The organism is Phenylobacterium sp. T106, from assembly GCF_057219735.1.
The window spans coordinates 93400-109772 of record NZ_JBXVWA010000002.1; the positions used below are offsets into that span (position 1 = coordinate 93400).

The window sequence follows — 16373 nt, forward strand, 5'->3', positions numbered from 1 at the left end:
TCTGTCCGTGCTGAATCGAGCCCTGATCCTGGCCGCGGCGATCGCCCTCTGCGCGCTTCCCGCGCAGTCCCAGGCCCCGGCGCCGGCGCCCGCCGACGATCCCGACGCCACCCTGGTCGAGGAACTGGTGGTCCGCGGCCGGCTGCCCGGCCCGGCGTGGTGGCGCGTGCAGGACGCCGACACCACCGTCTACGTCCTGGGCGTGCCCTCGCTGGCGCCCAAGCGCATGCAGTGGGACCGGTCGATCCTCGAGCGCCGGCTGCAGGGGGCCAACGTGGTGGTCCTGCCGTTCGTCAACGTCCGCGCGAAGGCGGCGGGCTCACTGGGCACGGCGTTCAACCTGATGCGGCTGCGAACCGGCGGTCCCTACGAGGAACGGCTCGATCCGGCGACCCGCGCCCGCTTCGTCGCCGTCCGCACGCGGCTGGGTCAGGACGCGCGACACTACCCCACGAGCAATCCCCTCGCGGCCGGCGTCCAGCTCGCCATCGACTACCGGGACCGCAACGAGCTCACCAACATGGATCCCGCCAAGCTCGTCCGCTACCTGGCGCAGCAGCGCCGCGTGAAGGTGGTCGAGAAGAGCTACGACCTGGGCGGACAGCTGGGCGGCATCATCCGCACACCCGCCTCGGTGGGCCGCATGTGCTTCGACGAAGTGCTTCAGCAGGCCGAGGCCGGACCCGGCGTGACGCTCGCGGCGGCGCGGGCCTGGGCCGAGGGCGACGTCGCCGGCGCCCTCAACAACGAGCGGACCTACGAGCGCTGCCTGTCGGCCGTCGCGGGCGGCCGCAGCTACGACGAGCGCACCAAGGCCGACACGGCCGCCGCCATCACCAACGCCCTGAAGCAGCCCGGCCACGCGATCGTGCTGGTGCAGCTGCGCCCGCTGCTCGCGCAGGGCGGCGTCCTCGACCGCCTTCGGGCGGCCGGTCATACGGTCAAGACGCCGGGCGAGGACTAGCTGGGCCGTTGACCAGGGATCGTCACGCGGACAGGCCACGGGATGAGAGCGTCGAGGGGGCGCCGCCCCCACTCGCCTCGCGAACTCCCCCTTGGGGGGAGCATCTGACAGGCGTTCCCCTGAGCGTTCAGGGGACGACGATCAAAGCCCCGGGAGCTTGATCTTGCTCTTGCCCTGGCGCTCGATCAGGACGGGCTTGCCGCCGGTCAGCTTGGCGATCCGTTCCTTCTCGGCGGCGGCGTCGATGGGCGCGTTCGAGCCGTCGAGGGCCGCGGTCTGTTGCGGCTGGGCGGCGGCCGCCTCGTCCTTCTTCCAGAACATCACCCGGTCGGCGAAGCTCTTTTCCTTGTGGGCGATGTCGCCGAACTCGTCGTCGACCACGTAGCGGACCAGCGGGTCGGCCTTCTCGGCGCCCGCCTTGGCGACCAGGAGCTTCTCGCCGTCGGAGCGCTGCTCGGCCTCACGCTGGCCCAGCAGGGCGTTGCGCGCGGCGCTCTCGGGCTGCAGCTCCTGCGGACGCGGCTCGCCGGGGGCGGGCGGGCGCAGCGCATAGTCGGGGGGCACCACGAGCGGAGCCTTGGTGACGATCCGGAACTCGTCGGGCGTCACCTTGGACATGCCCAGCGCCTTCTGAGTCGACTGGCAGCCGGCGAGGCCCGCGGCGGCGACCAGGGCGGCGGTCGCCACGATCACTCGGTTGGCCACGATCGCGCGGTTGGCCACGATCACGCGTTTGACGGTCATCTACCCTAGAACTCCCATGCGCGGCTCGGACCGAGCCCGGGCGCCAGCTTCGACGTATCGCCGCTCTCCGTGGCGGGAAAACGGCGGCGGCTCCCGTCCCGGAGAGATGGAATAGACGAATCCCCGCGGCGCGCCAACGGCGTCAGGCGGCGCGTTGTGGCCGCAGGCTGTCGAACAGCAGCAGGATCACGCCGATCGTGATGCCCGCGTCGGCGATGTTGAAGATCCAGGGGAAGAACCCCAGCGCGCTCACGTCGATGAAGTCCACCACCGCGCCGAACCGCGCCCGGTCGATGGCGTTGCCGACCGCGCCGCCGATCACCAGAGCCAGCCCCAGCGCGGTCAGGGCGCGCGTCTGGTTGCGGGCCCAGAACGCCAGCAGAACCGCCACGGCCGCCGAGAAGGCCACGAAGCCCCAGCGCACCAGATCGTGCTCGGCCTGGAACAGGCCGAAGCTCACGCCCTCGTTCCAGATGCGCGTGAAGTTGAGCGGGCCGAACACCTCCATGGTGGCGCGTTCGGGCAGGCGTACGACCGACAGGATCCAGTACTTGGTCAACTGGTCCACCACGATCACCACGGCGGCGATGGCGAAGGCGCGCCAGCCCCAGGGCGTGATCCCGCGGGGCGGCGACGCGGCCTGCACGGCCTCGCTCATGCCGCCCGCTCCGCGTCCCAGGCGGCCACGGCGTCGTCGCAGCGCTCGCAGAGGAACTTCGGCGCGGCCACCTCGGGCAGGATGCGCCAGCAGCGGGCGCACTTGTGGCCGTGGGCCTTCTGCACGTCCACGCCCACGCCGGGCGACTCGGCCAGCCGGAAGCCGCCGCCGGCCGCGGCGACGAGTTCGGCGGCGCTGGTGCGGAACACCTCGGCCGGGTCCAGCCCCTCGAAGGCCGCACGCAGGTCGGCGCTCTCCAGGTGCACGCGCGGCGCGGCTTCCAGCGCGGCGCCCATCCGCTTCTCGCGCCGCTCGACCTCGATCGCGCCGGTCACCACGGAGGTCGCCTGCTGCACCCTGGCCCAGCGGGCGGCCTCGGCGTCGTTGCGCCATTCGGCCGGCGTCGCCGGGATCGTCCGCAGGCAGTTGGAATGGCCCTGCGGGAAGCGTGTCGTCCACGCCTCTTCCGTGGTGAAGGGGATCAGCGGGCTGAGCCACGCCGTCAGCCGTTCGAACACCGCGTCCATCACCGTGCGGGCCGCGCGCCGGCGCAGGCTGTCGGGCCGGTCGCAATAGAGGGCGTCGCGGCGGACGTCGAAGAACAGCGCCGACAGGTCGTCCTGGCAGAAATCGAGGATCGGCCGGATCACGTCCTGGAAGACATAGCCCTCGTAGGCGGCGCGCACCTGGCCGTCGAGCTCCCACAGCCGGTGCAGGATGTAGCGCTCCAGCGGCGGCATCTCGGCCAGTTCCACCGCCTCGTCAGGCCCGTAGTCGGCGAGCGCGCCCAGCATGTAGCGCACGGTGTTGCGCAGCTTGCGATAGGCGTCGGACGTGGTCTGCAGGATCGTCTTCCCGATCCGGCTGTCGTCGGCGTAGTCGATCATCGCAGCCCACAGGCGGATGATCTCGGCCCCGGACTCGCGGATGACCACCTCGGGGTCGACCGTGTTGCCCTTGGACTTGCTCATCTTCTCGCCGTTCTCGTCCATGGTGAAGCCATGGGTGAGGATGGCGTCGTAGGGCGCCCGGCCGCGCGTGCCGCAGCTCTCCAGCAGCGAGCTCTGGAACCAGCCGCGGTGCTGGTCCGAGCCTTCCAGGTAGAGGTCGGCGGGCCATTTGGTGTGGGCGCGGTTCTCCAGCGTGAAGGCGTGCGTCGAGCCCGAATCGAACCAGACGTCCAGGATGTCCTCGACCTTCTCGTAGCGGTCGGGGTCGTGCTGGCCCAGGAAGTCGGTGACCGGCCGGTTGAACCAGGCGTCCGCGCCTTCCCGGGCGATGGCGTCCACGATGCGGCGGTCGACCTCGGGGTCGTGCAGCGGCTGGCCCGTCTCCTTGTCCACGAACATGGCCAGGGGCGCGCCCCAGGCGCGCTGGCGGCTGATCAGCCAGTCGGGCCGGCTCTCGACCATCGCCCGGATGCGGTTCTTGCCCTGCGCGGGATAGAAGGCCGTGGCCTCGATCGCCTCCAGCGCGGCCTCGCGCAGGGTGCGCCCGCCCAGCGCCTTCGTCTCGATCGGCTCGTCGATGCGGATGAACCACTGCGGCGTGTTGCGGAAGATCACCGGCGCCTTCGAGCGCCAGCTGTGCGGATAGCTGTGTTCCAGACGCCCGCGCGCCAGCAGTCGGCCCGCCTCGATCAGCTTCTCGATGACCGCCGGGTTCGCGGGCCCGAACCGGCCGGCCTTCTTGCCTTCGGTCTCCAGCACCTTCAGCCCGCCGAACAGGGCCACGTGCGGATAGTAGGCGCCGTCGGGATCGACGGTCTCCGGGATCTCGCGGTGGCCGTGGGCCAGCCAGACCAGGTAGTCGTCGGCGCCGTGGCCCGGCGCGGTGTGGACGAACCCCGTGCCGGCGTCGTCGGTGACGTGGTCGCCGGCGAGCAGGGGCACGCCGAACCTGTAGTGGGGATCGAGGTTGGCGAACGGGTGCTCGCACTCCATGCCCTGGCAATCGATGGTCTCGAGACGGCGGGCCTTGGCGATCTTGGCGGCTGCGAACACGTCGGCCGCCAGCTTGTCGGCGACGATCAGCCTGTCGCCGGGCCGGGCCCACGGCTCGAACTCCAGGCCCTCCTCCATGGCGTCGACCACGTAGACGCCGTAGGCGATGGCGTCGTTGTAGCTGATCGCCCGGTTGGCGGGGATGGTCCAGGGCGTGGTGGTCCAGATCACCACGCTGGCCCCGCGGGCGGCGTCGCTGCCCTCCGTGACCGGGAACTTCACCCAGATCGTCGGGCTCACGTGGTCGTGGTACTCGACCTCGGCGTCGGCGAGCGCGGTCCTCTCGACCGGGCTCCACATCACCGGCTTCGAGCCGCGGTAGAGCTGGCCCGACGCCACAAACTTGTGGAACTCGGCGACGATCGCGGCCTCGCTCGTGAAGTCCATGGTGGCGTAGCGGTTCTCCCAGTCGCCGACGACGCCCAGGCGCTTGAAGCCCTGCTTCTGCACCTCCATCCAGTGAGCGGCGTAGTCGCGGCAGAGCTTGCGGAATTCGGCCTTGCCGACCTCGTCCTTGCGGCGGCCCTTGGCGCGCAGCTCCTCCTCGATCTTCCACTCGATCGGCAGGCCGTGGCAGTCCCAGCCGGGCACGTAGTCCACGTCGTAGCCCAGCAGGAACCGCGAGCGGACGACGAAGTCCTTCAGCGTCTTCTGCAGGGAGTGGCCGATGTGGATGGCGCCGTTGGCGTACGGCGGTCCGTCGTGCAGGACGAACAGCGGCGCGCCGGCGCGCTGCCGCTCGGCGCGCATCTGGCGGTAGAGGTCGTCCGCCTCCCACTTCGCCAGGATCTGGGGCTCCTTCTGCGGGAGTCCGGCGCGCATGGGGAAGGGCGTCTCGGGAAGGAAGACGGTCTCGCGGTAGTCGCGAAGGGGTGTTTCGGCGTCGTCGGCCATAACTCTGTCCAGTGTGTCCGGAGGTCTAGAGGTGCGGGGTGAGAACCCGGCGCGCGCTGGAACGGAATTCGTCCGGCGGCGTCACGCCGGGCGGATAATTCGCGCGCTCTTCCGGACCGAAGTCATGGCGGCAGCGTCTAGCAGAGGGCGGCCGAGGCGTCACCCTCCGCGGCGCGCTGCCGTGACGCGGCCGCGGCCGAATGCGGGATGACAGCGCCGAAGGGGCAGGCAAGGATCGGGCAAACGGAGGGAGAGGCCCGATGATGCGGTGGATGCTGGCGCTTGCGGCGCTGTTCGTGCTGGCGGCCCCGTCCGCCGCCCTGGCCGAGACCGGGTTCCTGGACCGGACGATCACCGTCGACGGCAAGGCCTACGCCTACCAGGTCTATGTGCCTCGCCGGCTTGCGAAGGGACCACCGCCCGTCATCCTCGCCCTCCACGGCGCGGGCGAGCGCGGCTCGGACGGGCTGCTGCAGACCGAGGTGGGTCTGGGGGGCGCGATCCGTCGCCATCCCGAACGCTGGCCCGCCATCGTGGTTTTCCCCCAGGCGCCCAAGGACCAGCTCTGGATGGGCGCCCCGGCCAAGATGGCGCTGGCCGCGTTGGCCGCGGCCGAGCGGGAATTCCGCACCGACCCCGACCGCGTCTACCTCGCGGGCATGTCCATGGGCGGCAACGGGACCTGGCGGCTGGCGTATGAGAATCCCGACCGCTTCGCCGCCCTCGTGCCGGTCTGCGGCTTCGCCGGATCGTTCCGGGGCCTTCCGCCGATCGCCGCCGGACCCGACCCCTTCGCGGCCCTGGCGCAGCGCATCGCCCGCGCGCCGGTGTGGATCATCCACGGCGACGCCGACGTGGTGGTCCCGGTCGACGAGTCGCGGAAGATGGCCGCGGCCCTGAAGGCCGCCGGCGCCGCCGTCACCTACAAGGAGCTGGCCGGGGTGAACCACAACTCCTGGGACCCCGGGTTCGCCGACGAGGCCCTGCCGACGTGGCTGTTCCAGCAACGGCGCCAGCACGCCAAATAGGCGGCGCCAGGGCCGTTTCGGGCGGCCAGCGCACCCCAAAGGCCCGCCTGGCGCGGCAGGACTCCAGAATGTCCTGGAGTTGTCGGAAGATTTGTGCTACCTATGGAAAATCGAAATTCGAATTGGTTCGGTTGCTCTCCACGCTTGTTCTTCGGATCGAGCCCGGACTTCCCAAGATCCACTCCGAGATATCGATCGACGCTCCATCCGGAGCGCGCGCAAATCTATGCCTGAAAGGCGAAAAACATGACCACCGGCACCGTGAAATGGTTCAACCCCACCAAGGGCTTCGGCTTCATCCAACCTGACAACGGCGGCAACGACGTGTTCGTGCACATCTCGGCCGTCGAGCGGGCGGGCCTTGGCAGTCTGAACGAAGGCCAGAAGATCGGCTTCGAGCTCGAGCGCGACCAGCGCAGCGGCAAGATGTCGGCCGGCCAGCTGCAAGCTGTCTGACGAAACCGGGCCGGGCGGGAAACCGCCCGGCGACCTGCCCATGTCCACATCGACCATCGAACGCGCCTACGAGCTCGCCCGCTCCGGCGCCGCACCCGACATCGAAGGCCTCAAGCTGCGCCTGAAGGCGGACGGCTGCCGCGCCGTCGACGCCCTGCTCGCGCCCCGCAGCATCCGCGGCCACCTGGCCGCCATCTGCGCGGCGACCTTCCCGGCGGCCCAGGCCGCGACTGACCCAAGGCGACCATGAACGAAATCCAGCGCACCGGCTTCGCCGAACGCCTCAAGACCGCCGCCGAAGCGAAGAAGGCCCTGCTGGCGGGGTTCAAGCCCAAGCCGACCGTGACGGCCGCCGACTTCACGCCCAGCGCCGAGGCGCGGCAGGCCGAGCTGGCCCAGGTGCGCCAGGACCGGGCCGAGGCCAAGGCCGCCCGCATCCAGGCCGCTCACGACGCCGCCGAGGCCAAGCGAGTGTCCGAGGAAGCCGCCGCCGCCGCCGCCCTCGACGCCAAGCGCGGCGAGCGCAAGGAGCGCAAGGCGCTCACCAAGGCCGAGCAGAAGGCCAAGCGCGACGCGCGCTACGCCGCCCGCAAGGCCCGCTGATCCGGAGACATCCATGGCGCGAAAGCCGAACTACGATTTCGAACGCCGCGAGCGCGAGCGCCTGAAAGCGCTCAAGACCGCCGAAAAGGCCGAGGCCAAGCGGGCCCAGCGCGAGCGCGACCGCGCCGCGGGCGATGCGCCCGGCGGCGGATCCGACGAACAGGACTGAGCCATGCCGCAGGGCGAGATCTACAACCACGAGACCGTCCTCATGGACGGCGAAACCTTCTCGGACTGCGAGTTCCGCGATTGCCGCCTGGTCTATGGCGGCGGCGAGCCGCCGGCGTTCGCCGGCTGCAGCTTCGTGGGCTGCGACTGGAAGTACGAGGACGCGGCCGCGCGCACGCTGGCCTTCCTCAAGCTGGTCTGGAGCGTCGGCGGCAAGGCCCCCGTCCAGGCGTTGATCAAGGACATCACGGCCGTCGGCCGCTGACGGAAGGGGCGCGCGCCATGGCCGGTCTGAAGGACAAGGGCGGCTTCTTCATCGACAAGGACCGGCTCGACCTCTCCGAGCGCAAGGCCGTCGAATACTGGATGAAGAAGTGGGGCGTGACCCGCGAGCAGCTCACCGCCGCCCACCGCAAGGTCGGCCGTCTCACCAAGGACATCGCCGCCGAACTCGGCAAGCGCCGCTGACGCGCTACGCCTCGGCGGTCGTCAGCCGCAGGCCGACGGCGCCCACCAGGATGAGGGCGATAAAGCCCAGCTGCAGCGGCCCCAGCCGCTCGCCGAACGCGAACGCCCCGATGGCGCCCGCGGCCATGATGCCGACTCCCGACCAGATGGCGTAGGCGACGCCCACCGGGATCGCCTTCAGCGCCGGCGCGAGCACCCAGAAGCATGCGGAGTACAGGGCGATCGAGACCGCGCCCCAGTGCGCCTTCTCGAAGCCGTTCGACAGCTTCAGGAAGAAGGTCCCGCCGATCTCCAGGGCGATCGCCGCCGCCAGGTAGAGCCAGGCCGTCATCGGGTCGCCTCCATCGCTTTCCGCCGGTCGGCCGGCCCGCTCAGCTCCCCAGCACCCTGCGGGCCTCGTCCGCGTCCTTCATCACCTGCGCGGTCATCGCCTCGAGCCCGTCGAACTTCTCTTCCGGACGCAGGAAGGCGACGAGGTCGGTCTCGATGACGCGGTCGTAGATGTCCTCGTCGAAGTCGAACAGCCAGACCTCGAGCAGGGGCCGGGTGAGCCCCTGGACCGTCGGGTTCATGCCGATGTTGGCCACGCCGTCGAACTGCCGCCCGTCCGACAGGCGGGTACGGGTGGCGTAGACGCCGAAGCGCGGCGTCACATAGTCGGCGAGGTCCACGTTCGCGGTGGGAAATCCCAGCTTTCGGCCCAGCTGCCGGCCCCGCTGGACCGTGCCTTCGATGGCGAAGGGGCGGCCCAGGATGTCGGCCGCGACCTCGGGCCGACCGTCGCGAAGCGCGTCGCGGACCTGGGTCGACGAGAACTTCTCGCCGCCGTGGCCCACGGGGTCGGCCACCGAGACCCCGAAGCCGAGCTCGTCCCCGTAATGGCGCATGGTGTCCGGGGTGCCTGTGCGGCCCTTGCCGAAGGAGTTGTCGAAGCCGACCGCCACGTGGCGCGCGCCCAGGCCCTGGTGGAGCACCTGCGTGGCGAACTCGCGGTCGGTCATGCCGGCCAGCTCGGCGTCCAGGGGCAGGACGTAGAGGATGTCGACGTTCAGCTTCTCCAGCGCGCGCGCCTGCTGGTCGGTCTTCATCAGCCGGAACGCCGGTTCCTCGGGCCGGAAATAGACGCGGGGGTGGGGGTCGAAGGTGATGACCCCGAGCGGCGCGTCCAGATCGCGCGCGGCGCGGGCGGCCAGTTCGATCACCTGCTGGTGCCCTTTGTGGACGCCGTCGAAGCTGCCCATGGCCACGGCGGCGCCGCGGTCCTCTGGCGGCAGGTCCTTCCAGCCGCGGATCACCCGGATGCGCTTCATGCGCCCCCGATTGTCACGCCGGGCGGCGGGGCGCAATCACCAGGGCTTCACCGTCGATGACCGTCTTGCCCGCGACCTCGCAGATCGTGTCGAGTGTGACGTGCCCGCGAGCCTCGTCGAGCGCCTTGATCGTGACCCGAACCCCGACCAGGTCGCCGATCTTCACCGGCCGGCGGAACCGCAGCGACTGGGACAGGTAGATGGCCCCGGCCCCGGGCAGCTTGTTCGCGATGAGCCCCGAGATGAACGAGGCCGAGAGCATGCCGTGGGCGATGCGTTCGCCGAAGGTCGTGGTCTTGGCGTAGGCCTCGTCCAGGTGCAGCGGGTTGTGGTCGCCCGAGACGTCGGCGAAAGCCTGAATGTCGGCCAGGCCCACCACGCGGCTGGTCTCGGCGGTCTGGCCGACCGTCAGCTCGTCGAAATAGAAGCCTTGCACCGACCGCTCCCTTGGAACGCGGACGTCGCCCCCAGGAACGGTCCACGCTCCGGTCCTAGAGCGCCCCCGCCGACCACGCCAGATCGGGAGTTACCCAGTTCGCGAAAAGCGCCTCGCGGCGCAGGAGATCCGCCACGACGCGCGCGTCCAGGCCGTCGGCCCCGATCGTCTCGCCGCCGTGTATCCCGTTGGCGACGAACAGGACGTCGAGGCCACGCGCATTTGCGCCCCGGACGTCGGTGGGCAGCCCGTCGCCGATGCACAGCACGCGGCGCGGATCGATCGGCCCGCCGCGCTCGGCCTCAGCGGCCCTCAGGGCCATCTCGTAGATCGGGGCGTAGGGCTTGCCCGCCATCACGGACCGGCCGCCCAGGTTCTCGTACAACTGGGCCAGGGCGCCGCCGCAGTAGATCAGCCGGTCGCCGCGCTGCACCACGATGTCGGGGTTGGCGCAGATCAGCTCCAGGCCCCGTTCCACGCACGTCAGGAAGCGGTCGCGGTAGTCCGCAGGCTCCTCGGTCTCGTCGTCGTAGGGCCCGGTGACGCAGATGAAGTCGGCGTCGCCCGGCCCGGCGTCGGTGAGGCCCAGGCCTTCGTAGAGCACCTCGTCCCGGTCCGGTCCGATCTTCCAGACGCGCCCGCCGCGCTCGGCCAGAAGCGCCCGGGTGGCGTCGCCCGACGTGATGAGCCGCGTCCAGGCCTCGCGCGGGACGCCGAGGGAGTCCAGCTGGTCCACGATCGGGGGATGCGGCCGCGGGGCGTTCGAGATCAGGATGACGGGGCCCACCTCGGCCCGGTACCGCGCCAGGGCGGCGCAGGCCGCGGGGAAGCTCTCGCGGCCGTTGTGGATCACGCCCCAGACATCGCAGAGAAGGACATCGTAGCGGGCGGCGAGCTCGCCGAGCCCGGCGATCGGTGTGGGGGCGTTCATGCGAGGCGCGGGTAGCACATCGATGCGGCTCGGCGAAGGCGCGCGCCTCAGGGCTTGCTACCATCCTGCGCCGGAGCCTGCGCCTCGGCCTGCCGCGAACCCGCCAGCATGCTCCGCAGCGCGTAGTTCCCCTCATGGCAGGCTACCTCGAAGAGCGGCCCTGCGGTGGTGCGAAGCTCCATCTCGCCCTGCCAGGGCATGACGTAGAGCGACGGATTGCGCACCGTGAAGGCGTAGCCGAGCCGGTCCGGGCCCAGGCGCGTGAGCCGCTCGATCACCACGGCGTCCGCCGCGGGATCGCCGTCCGGCGCGTCCACCTCGGTCGCCGTGAAGTTGGTCGTCACGATGACCAGGGTGTCCCCCTCCCAGTGGCCGATGGACTCCCCGAGCCACCGGCGCACGTGCGGCGGCCCGCGCCGCGCCCGCGGGTCGAGCCGCACGATGCGCACGTCGCCGAGGTACTCCGCCTGGATGACCAGGTGGTCGCGGGTCTGCACGATGCGGAAGTTGTTGTTGTAGACCCCATTGATCATCGGCGGTCCGGCGAGCGCCCCCGGCAGGCAGCGATCGCCGCGCCCTCGGTCCTCCGGATTGTCGGTCGTCAGCTTGCGTCGCGCGGTGCGATCCTTGTTGCGGGCGGCGGCGGCCGCGGTGAAGGGAAGCTTCCCGTCGGCGGGCGAGACGATCAGCGAGGTGCGCGGCTGGCCCCGGACGCGCTGCAGCGGCTCGTCGGTCTCCCACCACTCGGAGTCCGCGCCGCCGACGTCGTCCTCGATGGGGGGCGGCTGATTGCGCCGGCGGGCCTCATAGGCGCGGGCTTCCGGCTCGCTGATCGTCAACGCCTTGAAGTCCTTGGGCCGTTCGAGCGGCGTCAGCGAGCCGGTGGTCCACAGGCCGCCGAGATCCGGCGGCGCCGCCTGCGCGGTCGTGACGGAGGCGAGCGCCGCTGCGGCGATGATCAACCTGCGCATGCCACGCCCCCCTGCCGGCGCGTCATGCTCGTCCGGGGCCGGCCGTCCCGCAATAGCCCACGCGAAGGCTTGCCCTACGCGGCGCGGGGCCTCAGGCGCTCGACGTTCGAGGCCGGCGCGCCGGCCTCGGCCAGGACGTCGTTCTTGATCGCCCGCGGCTCGCCGAACAGGTGGCCCTGGGCGAGCTGCACCTCGAGGTCGAGCAGGTCGACCACCTGCCGCTCGTTCTCGACCTTCTCGGCCACCAGATCGACGCCGTAACGGCGCAGCAGCAGGGCGAAGTCCTCGGCCGCCAGGTCGGGCATGGAGCGCAGGACGAGCCGGTCGTCCACCTCGGTGAGCTCGTCGAGCAGGGTCTGGGCGCCGACCTTCAGGAACTTGACGTCCGAGCGGCCGAGGTCCTGCAGGTCCAGGTCGAGGTTGACCACCTTGTCGACCGAGAAGCGGAAGCCGAGGTCGGCCAGGCGGGCCATGTTGCGGGCCTGCACGCCGTTGCGGGTCTCGAACGCCTGCTGGCCGATCTCGAAGACGAGGGCCGGCGCCAGGTCGCGGTTGGCCCGGAGCAGCTCGAGGAACTGCGGGAAGAACTCCTCGTCGCCCAGGCTCGCCATGGAGATGTTGCAGAAGATCCCCACGCGTCGGTCGCGCTGCGCCAGCCGCCGCACGATCTGCACGCAGCGGAAGAGCAGCAGGTTGTCGATGGCGGTCACCAGCCCCGCCGGCTCGGCCACGGCCAGGTACTCGGCCGGCAGGATGACGCGGCCCGTGGCGTCGCGCAGGCGCGAGTAGCTCTCGTAGAAGACGGTCTTGCGCTGCGGCAAGGCCATCACCGGCTGCAGGTAGAGGTCGACTCGATTCTCGGTGAGGGCGTCCCGGACCACGTCCAGCAGCCCCTGGGGACGGCGGCCGTCGGAACCGCGAACGTCCTGGCCGGCGCGGGCGGCCAGGTACGGCTCGGGCCGCTCGTCGAAGCGGCGGCCCAGGCGCTGCACCAGCTCCTCCAGCATGTGGACTTCGTCGGTCAGCTCGGCGCCCCGGGTAAGGTCGGCCTCGACCGCCCGGGCCACCTCGGTGATGCGGCCGTCGATCTTCACCACCTGGTCGAGAAGGATCCTGTGGGCGTCGCGAACCGCCTCCACCTCGCCGCGGATCTCGCGCATCTCGAGGAAGCGCATGACCATGCCGTGCGAGGCGATGCAGAGGCCGAAGGCGCCCAGGAACGACGAGACGGCCACGCCGGCGCCCATCCCGTTGCGCCACAGCGTGAGCGCCACGATCAGCGAGAGGCAGAAGTAGGTCGCGCAGAGGAGCGCGAAGGTGAGCCGCCGCATGGATCCCGCTCCGAATCACCCGGAGTATCCGCTGCGGACTCCGGCCTCGTCGAACCCATTAACCATGCCGCGGTTCGGGTTTGGTTAACGCCGAATCGGGTCGCGGGCCCGCGGCGCTGGGGAGGCGCGCGCGCGGACCCGCCCGTCGCGGCTTACGCGGCCGGCTGGTCGAAGGCCCAGACGAACCCGAACGGGTCCTTCACCTGGGCCCAGGTGTCGCCCCAGAACATCACCTGCGGCTCGACCAGCGCCTGACAGCCGGCGCCGACGGCCCGGTCGAACCAGGCGCGGCAATCCTCGACGATGAGCTGGATGATGAAGGCGGCCGGGGCTTCGAAGCTGTGCCCGTGCTCGGGGTAGAAGTCGCCGAGCATGACCGAGCTGTCGTTGATATGGAGGTGGACATGCATGGTCCGTCCCTGCTCGTCGGCGGGATGGGCGAACGCCACCTCGGCGGCGAACGCCTTGGCGTAGAAGTCGGCCGCCTTCAGCGCGCCGTCGACGGCCAGGTAGGCGACGACGCCCCCCTTGGTCTCCACCTTCGGCATGGCGGGCGCGTCGAGAGTCTCGGGCATCGGGTTGCTCCTGGCTGATCCTGGACCAAGGACGCGCGAACCGCGCTCGCGCCGACAACCTCAGCGCTTCCTTTCCCGCTCGCGGGATAAGGGGAGGCGCTCAGCCCGCGGTCTTCGCCGGCTGGTGGTCGGCGGCCAGCCGGTCGAGGTGGGCGCGGATGTGCGCGGCTTCGGCCGCCGTGTTGGCCAGTGCGATCGCCCGGTCGAAGGCGGCGCGGGCCTCGCCGTGCCGGCCCAGCTCGAGGTTGAGCGCGCCCCTCAGGCCGTGGAAGTGGAAGTAGCCCGAAAGCCGGTCCTGCAGCGGGTCGATCATCTCGAGCGCCGCCGCCGCACCGCGCACCTTCGAGACCGCCACAGCCCGGTTCAGCGTGATGACCGGCGACGGCGTCATCCGCTCCAGGCTGGCGTAGAGGGCGTCGATCTGAGGCCAGTCGGTTTCGGCCGGCGTGGCGGCGCGGGCGTGCAGCGCTGCGATGGCGGCCTGCACCTGGTAGGGGCCCGGCCGCCGGTGACGCAGCGCCTTTTCGATCAGCGCGAGGCCCTCGGCGATCAGCGGCGCGCGCCAGAGGCGGCGGTCCTGGTCGTCCAGCAGCACCACCTGGCCGTCGGCGTCGAAGCGGGCGGGCGTGCGCGAGTGCTGGATCAGCATTAGCGCGAGCAGGCCCATGATCTCGGGCTCGGTCTGGAAGAGCCGCAGGAGCAGGCGGGCGAGGCGGATGGCCTCGTCGCACAGCTGGGCGCGCTCGAGGTTGCCGCCGGTCGAATAGCCCTCGTTGAAGACCAGGTAGAGCATGGCGGCCACAGCGGCCAGCCGCTCGGACCGCTCGACCGCGCCGGGCGTCTCGAAGGGGGCGTCGCCGGCGCCGACCTGGCGCTTGGCGCGGGTGATCCGTTGCTCCATCGCCGCTTCGGAGACCAGGAACGCCCGGGCGATCTGGGCGACCGAGAGGCCCGCGACGATCCGCAGCGCCAGCGCGATCTGCTGGGTGGCCGGCAGGTCGGGATGGCAGCAGATGAAGAGCAGCCGCAGCACGTCGTCGCGATACGCTCCCTCGTCCACGCGGTCGGCCGCACGCGCCTCCTGGTCGTCCAGGTCGGAGAGAGTCTCCTCTGACGGGAGCTCGGTGTTGCGGGCGCGCTTGCGAACGCCGTCGAGCGCGGCGTTTCGTCCCACCATGATGAGCCAGGCCGCGGGATCGCGCGGCGGACCGTTCTTCGGCCAGTTTCCGAGGGCGCGCAGGCAGGCGTCCTGGAAGGCCTCCTCGGCCGTGTCCAGATCCCGGAAGTAGCGGAGCAGCGCCCCGACCGCCTGGGGCCGCGCGGCCGTGATGGCCGCGTTGATCCAGGCGAGGTCGCTCACGCCGGCACGCGCAGATCCGCGCCGGTGTTGTAGACCGCGAGCGGACGGATCTCGTAGGCGCCGCCGGGATTGGCCTCGCCCAGCGCCTTGGCGACGGCGATCGCCTCGTCGAGGTCGGCGACGTCCAGGATGTAGAAGCCGAGCAGCTGCTCCTTCGTCTCGGCGAAGGGGCCGTCGATGATCAGCGGCGGGTCGCTCTTGCGCAGGGTGGTCGCCGCCGTGGTGGGCAGCAGGCGCAGCGACGGGCCGAGCTTGCCCTGGGCCTCCAGCTTCTCGCGCACTACGGCGATGCGGCCCATGACCTCGTCTTCCTGCGCCTTGTCCCAGGCCCAGACGGTCGCCTCGTCATTGTAGCAGAGCAGGGCGTACAGCATGGGGGGTTCCTCGTTCGGACACAGGACGCACGAGGATACGACCGCCCGACAGAGGGGCGCAATTTTGTCCGCCGGGAGGCGGTCAGCGCGTGGGGACGGGCTTGTCGCCGCGGTAGTCGTAGAAGCCGCGGCCCGACTTGCGGCCCAGCCAGCCGGCCTCGACGTACTTCACGAGCAGCGGGCAGGGCCGGTACTTCGAGTCCGCGAGGCCCTCGTACAGCACGTTCATGATCGAGAGCACGGTGTCCAGGCCGATGAAGTCGCCCAGCTCGAGCGGCCCCATGGGGTGGTTGGCGCCCAGCCGCATGGCCGTGTCGATGGCGTCGACGGTGCCCACGCCCTCGTAGAGCGTGTAGATCGCCTCGTTGATCATCGGAACCAGGATGCGGTTGACGATGAAGGCTGGGAAATCCTCGGCGTTCGAGGTGGTTTTGCCCAGCGACTGGGCGAACTGAACCGCAGTCTCGTAGGTGTCGGCGTCGGTCGCGATGCCGCGGATGATCTCGACCAGCTTCATGACCGGCGCAGGGTTCATGAAGTGCAGGCCGATGAACTTGCCCGGACGGTCGGTGGCCGAGGCCAGCCGCGTGATCGAGATCGACGAGGTGTTCGAGGCGAGCAGCGTGTCGGGCCCGAGGTGCGGCGAGAGGGCCTTGAAGATCGTCTTCTTGGTCTCTTCATTCTCGGTGGCGGCCTCGATGGCCAGGTCGGTCCCGCCCACGGCCTGAAGTTCGCTGGCCGGCTTGATCCGCTTCATCGCCGCTTCCATGGCGGCGGGCTCGATCAAGCCCCGCGAGACCTGGCGGGTCATGTTCTTCTCGATGACGGAGAGGCCTTGCTGCAGGCGCTCCTGGCTCACGTCGTGGAGCAGCACGTCATAGCCGCCCAGGGCCACCACGTGGGCGATGCCGGTGCCCATCTGGCCTGCGCCGATGATGCCGACCGTCTTGATGTCAACCATTCAGATCAGGCCTTCGATGCCGCTTGCAAGTTTTCGCATAGTTTCGCGGCAGCTTTCTAACACGGGTATGGCGCGCCGCGGCAAGACCTTTGCTGCGCCGCAAAATGAATTCCGCCGGTCGATGGCGGTTCAGGGGCC

At 70.5% G+C, this 16373-nt stretch carries 21 protein-coding genes; 8 read left to right on the plus strand and 13 right to left on the minus strand.

Features of this window, described 5'->3' with window-relative positions; translation table 11 throughout:
• Nucleotides 1–7: 7 nt before the first annotated feature.
• Nucleotides 8–964, plus strand: a complete 957-nt coding sequence (locus tag AC2D8W_RS05035) for a TraB/GumN family protein (RefSeq protein ID WP_484670618.1) — start codon at nucleotides 8–10, stop codon at nucleotides 962–964.
• A 141-nt stretch (nucleotides 965–1105) separates the two neighbouring features.
• Here the strand turns inward: AC2D8W_RS05035 and AC2D8W_RS05040 are convergent, their stop codons facing one another.
• The 3 genes from AC2D8W_RS05040 to ileS all read right to left on the minus strand — a co-directional run bounded on the left by AC2D8W_RS05040 (nucleotide 1106) and on the right by ileS (nucleotide 5263).
• Nucleotides 1106–1708, minus strand: a complete 603-nt coding sequence (locus AC2D8W_RS05040; RefSeq protein WP_293483897.1) for a DUF3035 domain-containing protein — start codon at nucleotides 1706–1708, stop codon at nucleotides 1106–1108.
• 142 nt (nucleotides 1709–1850) lie between these two features.
• Nucleotides 1851–2366, minus strand: a complete 516-nt coding sequence (gene lspA / locus AC2D8W_RS05045) for a signal peptidase II (RefSeq protein ID WP_484670619.1) — start codon at nucleotides 2364–2366, stop codon at nucleotides 1851–1853.
• Entirely contained in the window at nucleotides 2363–5263 is a 2901-nt protein-coding gene (gene ileS / locus AC2D8W_RS05050) for an isoleucine--tRNA ligase (protein WP_484670620.1), read from the minus strand. The genes lspA and ileS overlap by 4 nt, the downstream gene beginning before the upstream one ends.
• 260 nt (nucleotides 5264–5523) lie before the next feature.
• Between ileS and AC2D8W_RS05055 the strand changes: the two genes are divergently transcribed.
• From AC2D8W_RS05055 to AC2D8W_RS05085, 7 genes are all read left to right on the plus strand, one after another.
• Nucleotides 5524–6291: a carboxylesterase family protein gene (locus AC2D8W_RS05055; RefSeq protein ID WP_484670621.1), complete on the plus strand. Its 768-nt coding sequence runs from the start codon at nucleotides 5524–5526 to the stop codon at nucleotides 6289–6291.
• Nucleotides 6292–6537: 246 nt separating this feature from the next.
• Nucleotides 6538–6747: a cold-shock protein gene (locus AC2D8W_RS05060; protein WP_293483890.1), complete on the plus strand. Its 210-nt coding sequence runs from the start codon at nucleotides 6538–6540 to the stop codon at nucleotides 6745–6747.
• 40 nt (nucleotides 6748–6787) lie between these two features.
• Entirely contained in the window at nucleotides 6788–6997 is a 210-nt protein-coding gene (locus AC2D8W_RS05065; RefSeq protein ID WP_484670622.1) for a hypothetical protein, read from the plus strand.
• On the plus strand, nucleotides 6994–7350 hold the full coding sequence (locus AC2D8W_RS05070; protein WP_293483886.1) for a DUF6481 family protein: 357 nt from the start codon (nucleotides 6994–6996) through the stop codon (nucleotides 7348–7350). Before AC2D8W_RS05065 ends, AC2D8W_RS05070 begins: the two co-directional genes overlap by 4 nt.
• A gap of 13 nt (nucleotides 7351–7363) precedes the next feature.
• The gene (locus AC2D8W_RS05075; protein WP_293483884.1) at nucleotides 7364–7519 is read left to right on the plus strand and encodes a hypothetical protein; all 156 of its coding nucleotides are present in this window, start codon (nucleotides 7364–7366) and stop codon (nucleotides 7517–7519) included.
• 3 nt (nucleotides 7520–7522) lie between these two features.
• Nucleotides 7523–7783 (plus strand): hypothetical protein, encoded by a 261-nt coding sequence (locus AC2D8W_RS05080; RefSeq protein WP_293483882.1) that lies wholly within the window; start codon nucleotides 7523–7525, stop codon nucleotides 7781–7783.
• Between the two features lie 17 nt (nucleotides 7784–7800).
• Nucleotides 7801–7986: a DUF3606 domain-containing protein gene (locus tag AC2D8W_RS05085; RefSeq protein WP_293483880.1), complete on the plus strand. Its 186-nt coding sequence runs from the start codon at nucleotides 7801–7803 to the stop codon at nucleotides 7984–7986.
• Between the two features lie 4 nt (nucleotides 7987–7990).
• Here the strand turns inward: AC2D8W_RS05085 and AC2D8W_RS05090 are convergent, their stop codons facing one another.
• The 10 genes from AC2D8W_RS05090 to AC2D8W_RS05135 form a co-directional block, all read right to left on the minus strand.
• Entirely contained in the window at nucleotides 7991–8317 is a 327-nt protein-coding gene (locus AC2D8W_RS05090; protein ID WP_293483878.1) for a DMT family transporter, read from the minus strand.
• Nucleotides 8318–8357: 40 nt separating this feature from the next.
• The gene (locus AC2D8W_RS05095) at nucleotides 8358–9296 is read right to left on the minus strand and encodes a bifunctional riboflavin kinase/FAD synthetase (RefSeq protein WP_484670623.1); all 939 of its coding nucleotides are present in this window, start codon (nucleotides 9294–9296) and stop codon (nucleotides 8358–8360) included.
• Nucleotides 9297–9309: 13 nt separating this feature from the next.
• Nucleotides 9310–9732 carry a MaoC family dehydratase gene (locus tag AC2D8W_RS05100; protein ID WP_484670624.1) on the minus strand — a complete coding sequence of 141 codons (423 nt, stop codon included), beginning with the start codon at nucleotides 9730–9732 and terminating at the stop codon, nucleotides 9310–9312.
• A gap of 55 nt (nucleotides 9733–9787) precedes the next feature.
• The gene (locus AC2D8W_RS05105) at nucleotides 9788–10663 is read right to left on the minus strand and encodes a TIGR01459 family HAD-type hydrolase (RefSeq protein WP_293483872.1); all 876 of its coding nucleotides are present in this window, start codon (nucleotides 10661–10663) and stop codon (nucleotides 9788–9790) included.
• A gap of 47 nt (nucleotides 10664–10710) precedes the next feature.
• Complete coding sequence (locus AC2D8W_RS05110) at nucleotides 10711–11634, minus strand: hypothetical protein (protein WP_484670625.1); 924 nt, start codon at nucleotides 11632–11634, stop codon at nucleotides 10711–10713.
• Between the two features lie 74 nt (nucleotides 11635–11708).
• On the minus strand, nucleotides 11709–12965 hold the full coding sequence (gene tipF / locus AC2D8W_RS05115; protein WP_484670626.1) for a flagella assembly cyclic-di-GMP phosphodiesterase TipF: 1257 nt from the start codon (nucleotides 12963–12965) through the stop codon (nucleotides 11709–11711).
• Between the two features lie 152 nt (nucleotides 12966–13117).
• Complete coding sequence (locus tag AC2D8W_RS05120; protein ID WP_293483866.1) at nucleotides 13118–13540, minus strand: VOC family protein; 423 nt, start codon at nucleotides 13538–13540, stop codon at nucleotides 13118–13120.
• A gap of 100 nt (nucleotides 13541–13640) precedes the next feature.
• Nucleotides 13641–14900 (minus strand): RNA polymerase sigma factor, encoded by a 1260-nt coding sequence (locus AC2D8W_RS05125; protein ID WP_484670627.1) that lies wholly within the window; start codon nucleotides 14898–14900, stop codon nucleotides 13641–13643.
• Nucleotides 14897–15274 carry a YciI family protein gene (locus tag AC2D8W_RS05130; protein ID WP_484670628.1) on the minus strand — a complete coding sequence of 126 codons (378 nt, stop codon included), beginning with the start codon at nucleotides 15272–15274 and terminating at the stop codon, nucleotides 14897–14899. The genes AC2D8W_RS05125 and AC2D8W_RS05130 overlap by 4 nt, the downstream gene beginning before the upstream one ends.
• An 82-nt stretch (nucleotides 15275–15356) precedes the next feature.
• Nucleotides 15357–16235, minus strand: coding sequence for a 3-hydroxybutyryl-CoA dehydrogenase (locus tag AC2D8W_RS05135; RefSeq protein WP_484670629.1), 879 nt, complete (start codon nucleotides 16233–16235; stop codon nucleotides 15357–15359).
• Between the last annotated feature and the right edge of the window lie 138 nt (nucleotides 16236–16373).

Bases quoted from the DNA above. Each gene is read 5' to 3' on its own strand.
- AC2D8W_RS05040 (WP_293483897.1), bottom strand. From the start codon at position 1,708: ATGACCGTCAAACGCGTGATCGTGGCCAACCGCGCGATCGTGGCCAAC.
- lspA (WP_484670619.1), bottom strand. From the start codon at position 2,366: ATGAGCGAGGCCGTGCAGGCCGCGTCGCCGCCCCGCGGGATCACGCCC.
- ileS (WP_484670620.1), bottom strand. From the start codon at position 5,263: ATGGCCGACGACGCCGAAACACCCCTTCGCGACTACCGCGAGACCGTC.
- AC2D8W_RS05055 (WP_484670621.1), top strand. From the start codon at position 5,524: ATGATGCGGTGGATGCTGGCGCTTGCGGCGCTGTTCGTGCTGGCGGCC.
- AC2D8W_RS05060 (WP_293483890.1), top strand. From the start codon at position 6,538: ATGACCACCGGCACCGTGAAATGGTTCAACCCCACCAAGGGCTTCGGC.
- AC2D8W_RS05065 (WP_484670622.1), top strand. From the start codon at position 6,788: ATGTCCACATCGACCATCGAACGCGCCTACGAGCTCGCCCGCTCCGGC.
- AC2D8W_RS05070 (WP_293483886.1), top strand. From the start codon at position 6,994: ATGAACGAAATCCAGCGCACCGGCTTCGCCGAACGCCTCAAGACCGCC.
- AC2D8W_RS05075 (WP_293483884.1), top strand. From the start codon at position 7,364: ATGGCGCGAAAGCCGAACTACGATTTCGAACGCCGCGAGCGCGAGCGC.
- AC2D8W_RS05080 (WP_293483882.1), top strand. From the start codon at position 7,523: ATGCCGCAGGGCGAGATCTACAACCACGAGACCGTCCTCATGGACGGC.
- AC2D8W_RS05085 (WP_293483880.1), top strand. From the start codon at position 7,801: ATGGCCGGTCTGAAGGACAAGGGCGGCTTCTTCATCGACAAGGACCGG.
- AC2D8W_RS05090 (WP_293483878.1), bottom strand. From the start codon at position 8,317: ATGACGGCCTGGCTCTACCTGGCGGCGGCGATCGCCCTGGAGATCGGC.
- AC2D8W_RS05095 (WP_484670623.1), bottom strand. From the start codon at position 9,296: ATGAAGCGCATCCGGGTGATCCGCGGCTGGAAGGACCTGCCGCCAGAG.
- AC2D8W_RS05105 (WP_293483872.1), bottom strand. From the start codon at position 10,663: ATGAACGCCCCCACACCGATCGCCGGGCTCGGCGAGCTCGCCGCCCGC.
- AC2D8W_RS05110 (WP_484670625.1), bottom strand. From the start codon at position 11,634: ATGCGCAGGTTGATCATCGCCGCAGCGGCGCTCGCCTCCGTCACGACC.
- tipF (WP_484670626.1), bottom strand. From the start codon at position 12,965: ATGCGGCGGCTCACCTTCGCGCTCCTCTGCGCGACCTACTTCTGCCTC.
- AC2D8W_RS05120 (WP_293483866.1), bottom strand. From the start codon at position 13,540: ATGCCCGAGACTCTCGACGCGCCCGCCATGCCGAAGGTGGAGACCAAG.
- AC2D8W_RS05130 (WP_484670628.1), bottom strand. From the start codon at position 15,274: ATGCTGTACGCCCTGCTCTGCTACAATGACGAGGCGACCGTCTGGGCC.
- AC2D8W_RS05135 (WP_484670629.1), bottom strand. From the start codon at position 16,235: ATGGTTGACATCAAGACGGTCGGCATCATCGGCGCAGGCCAGATGGGC.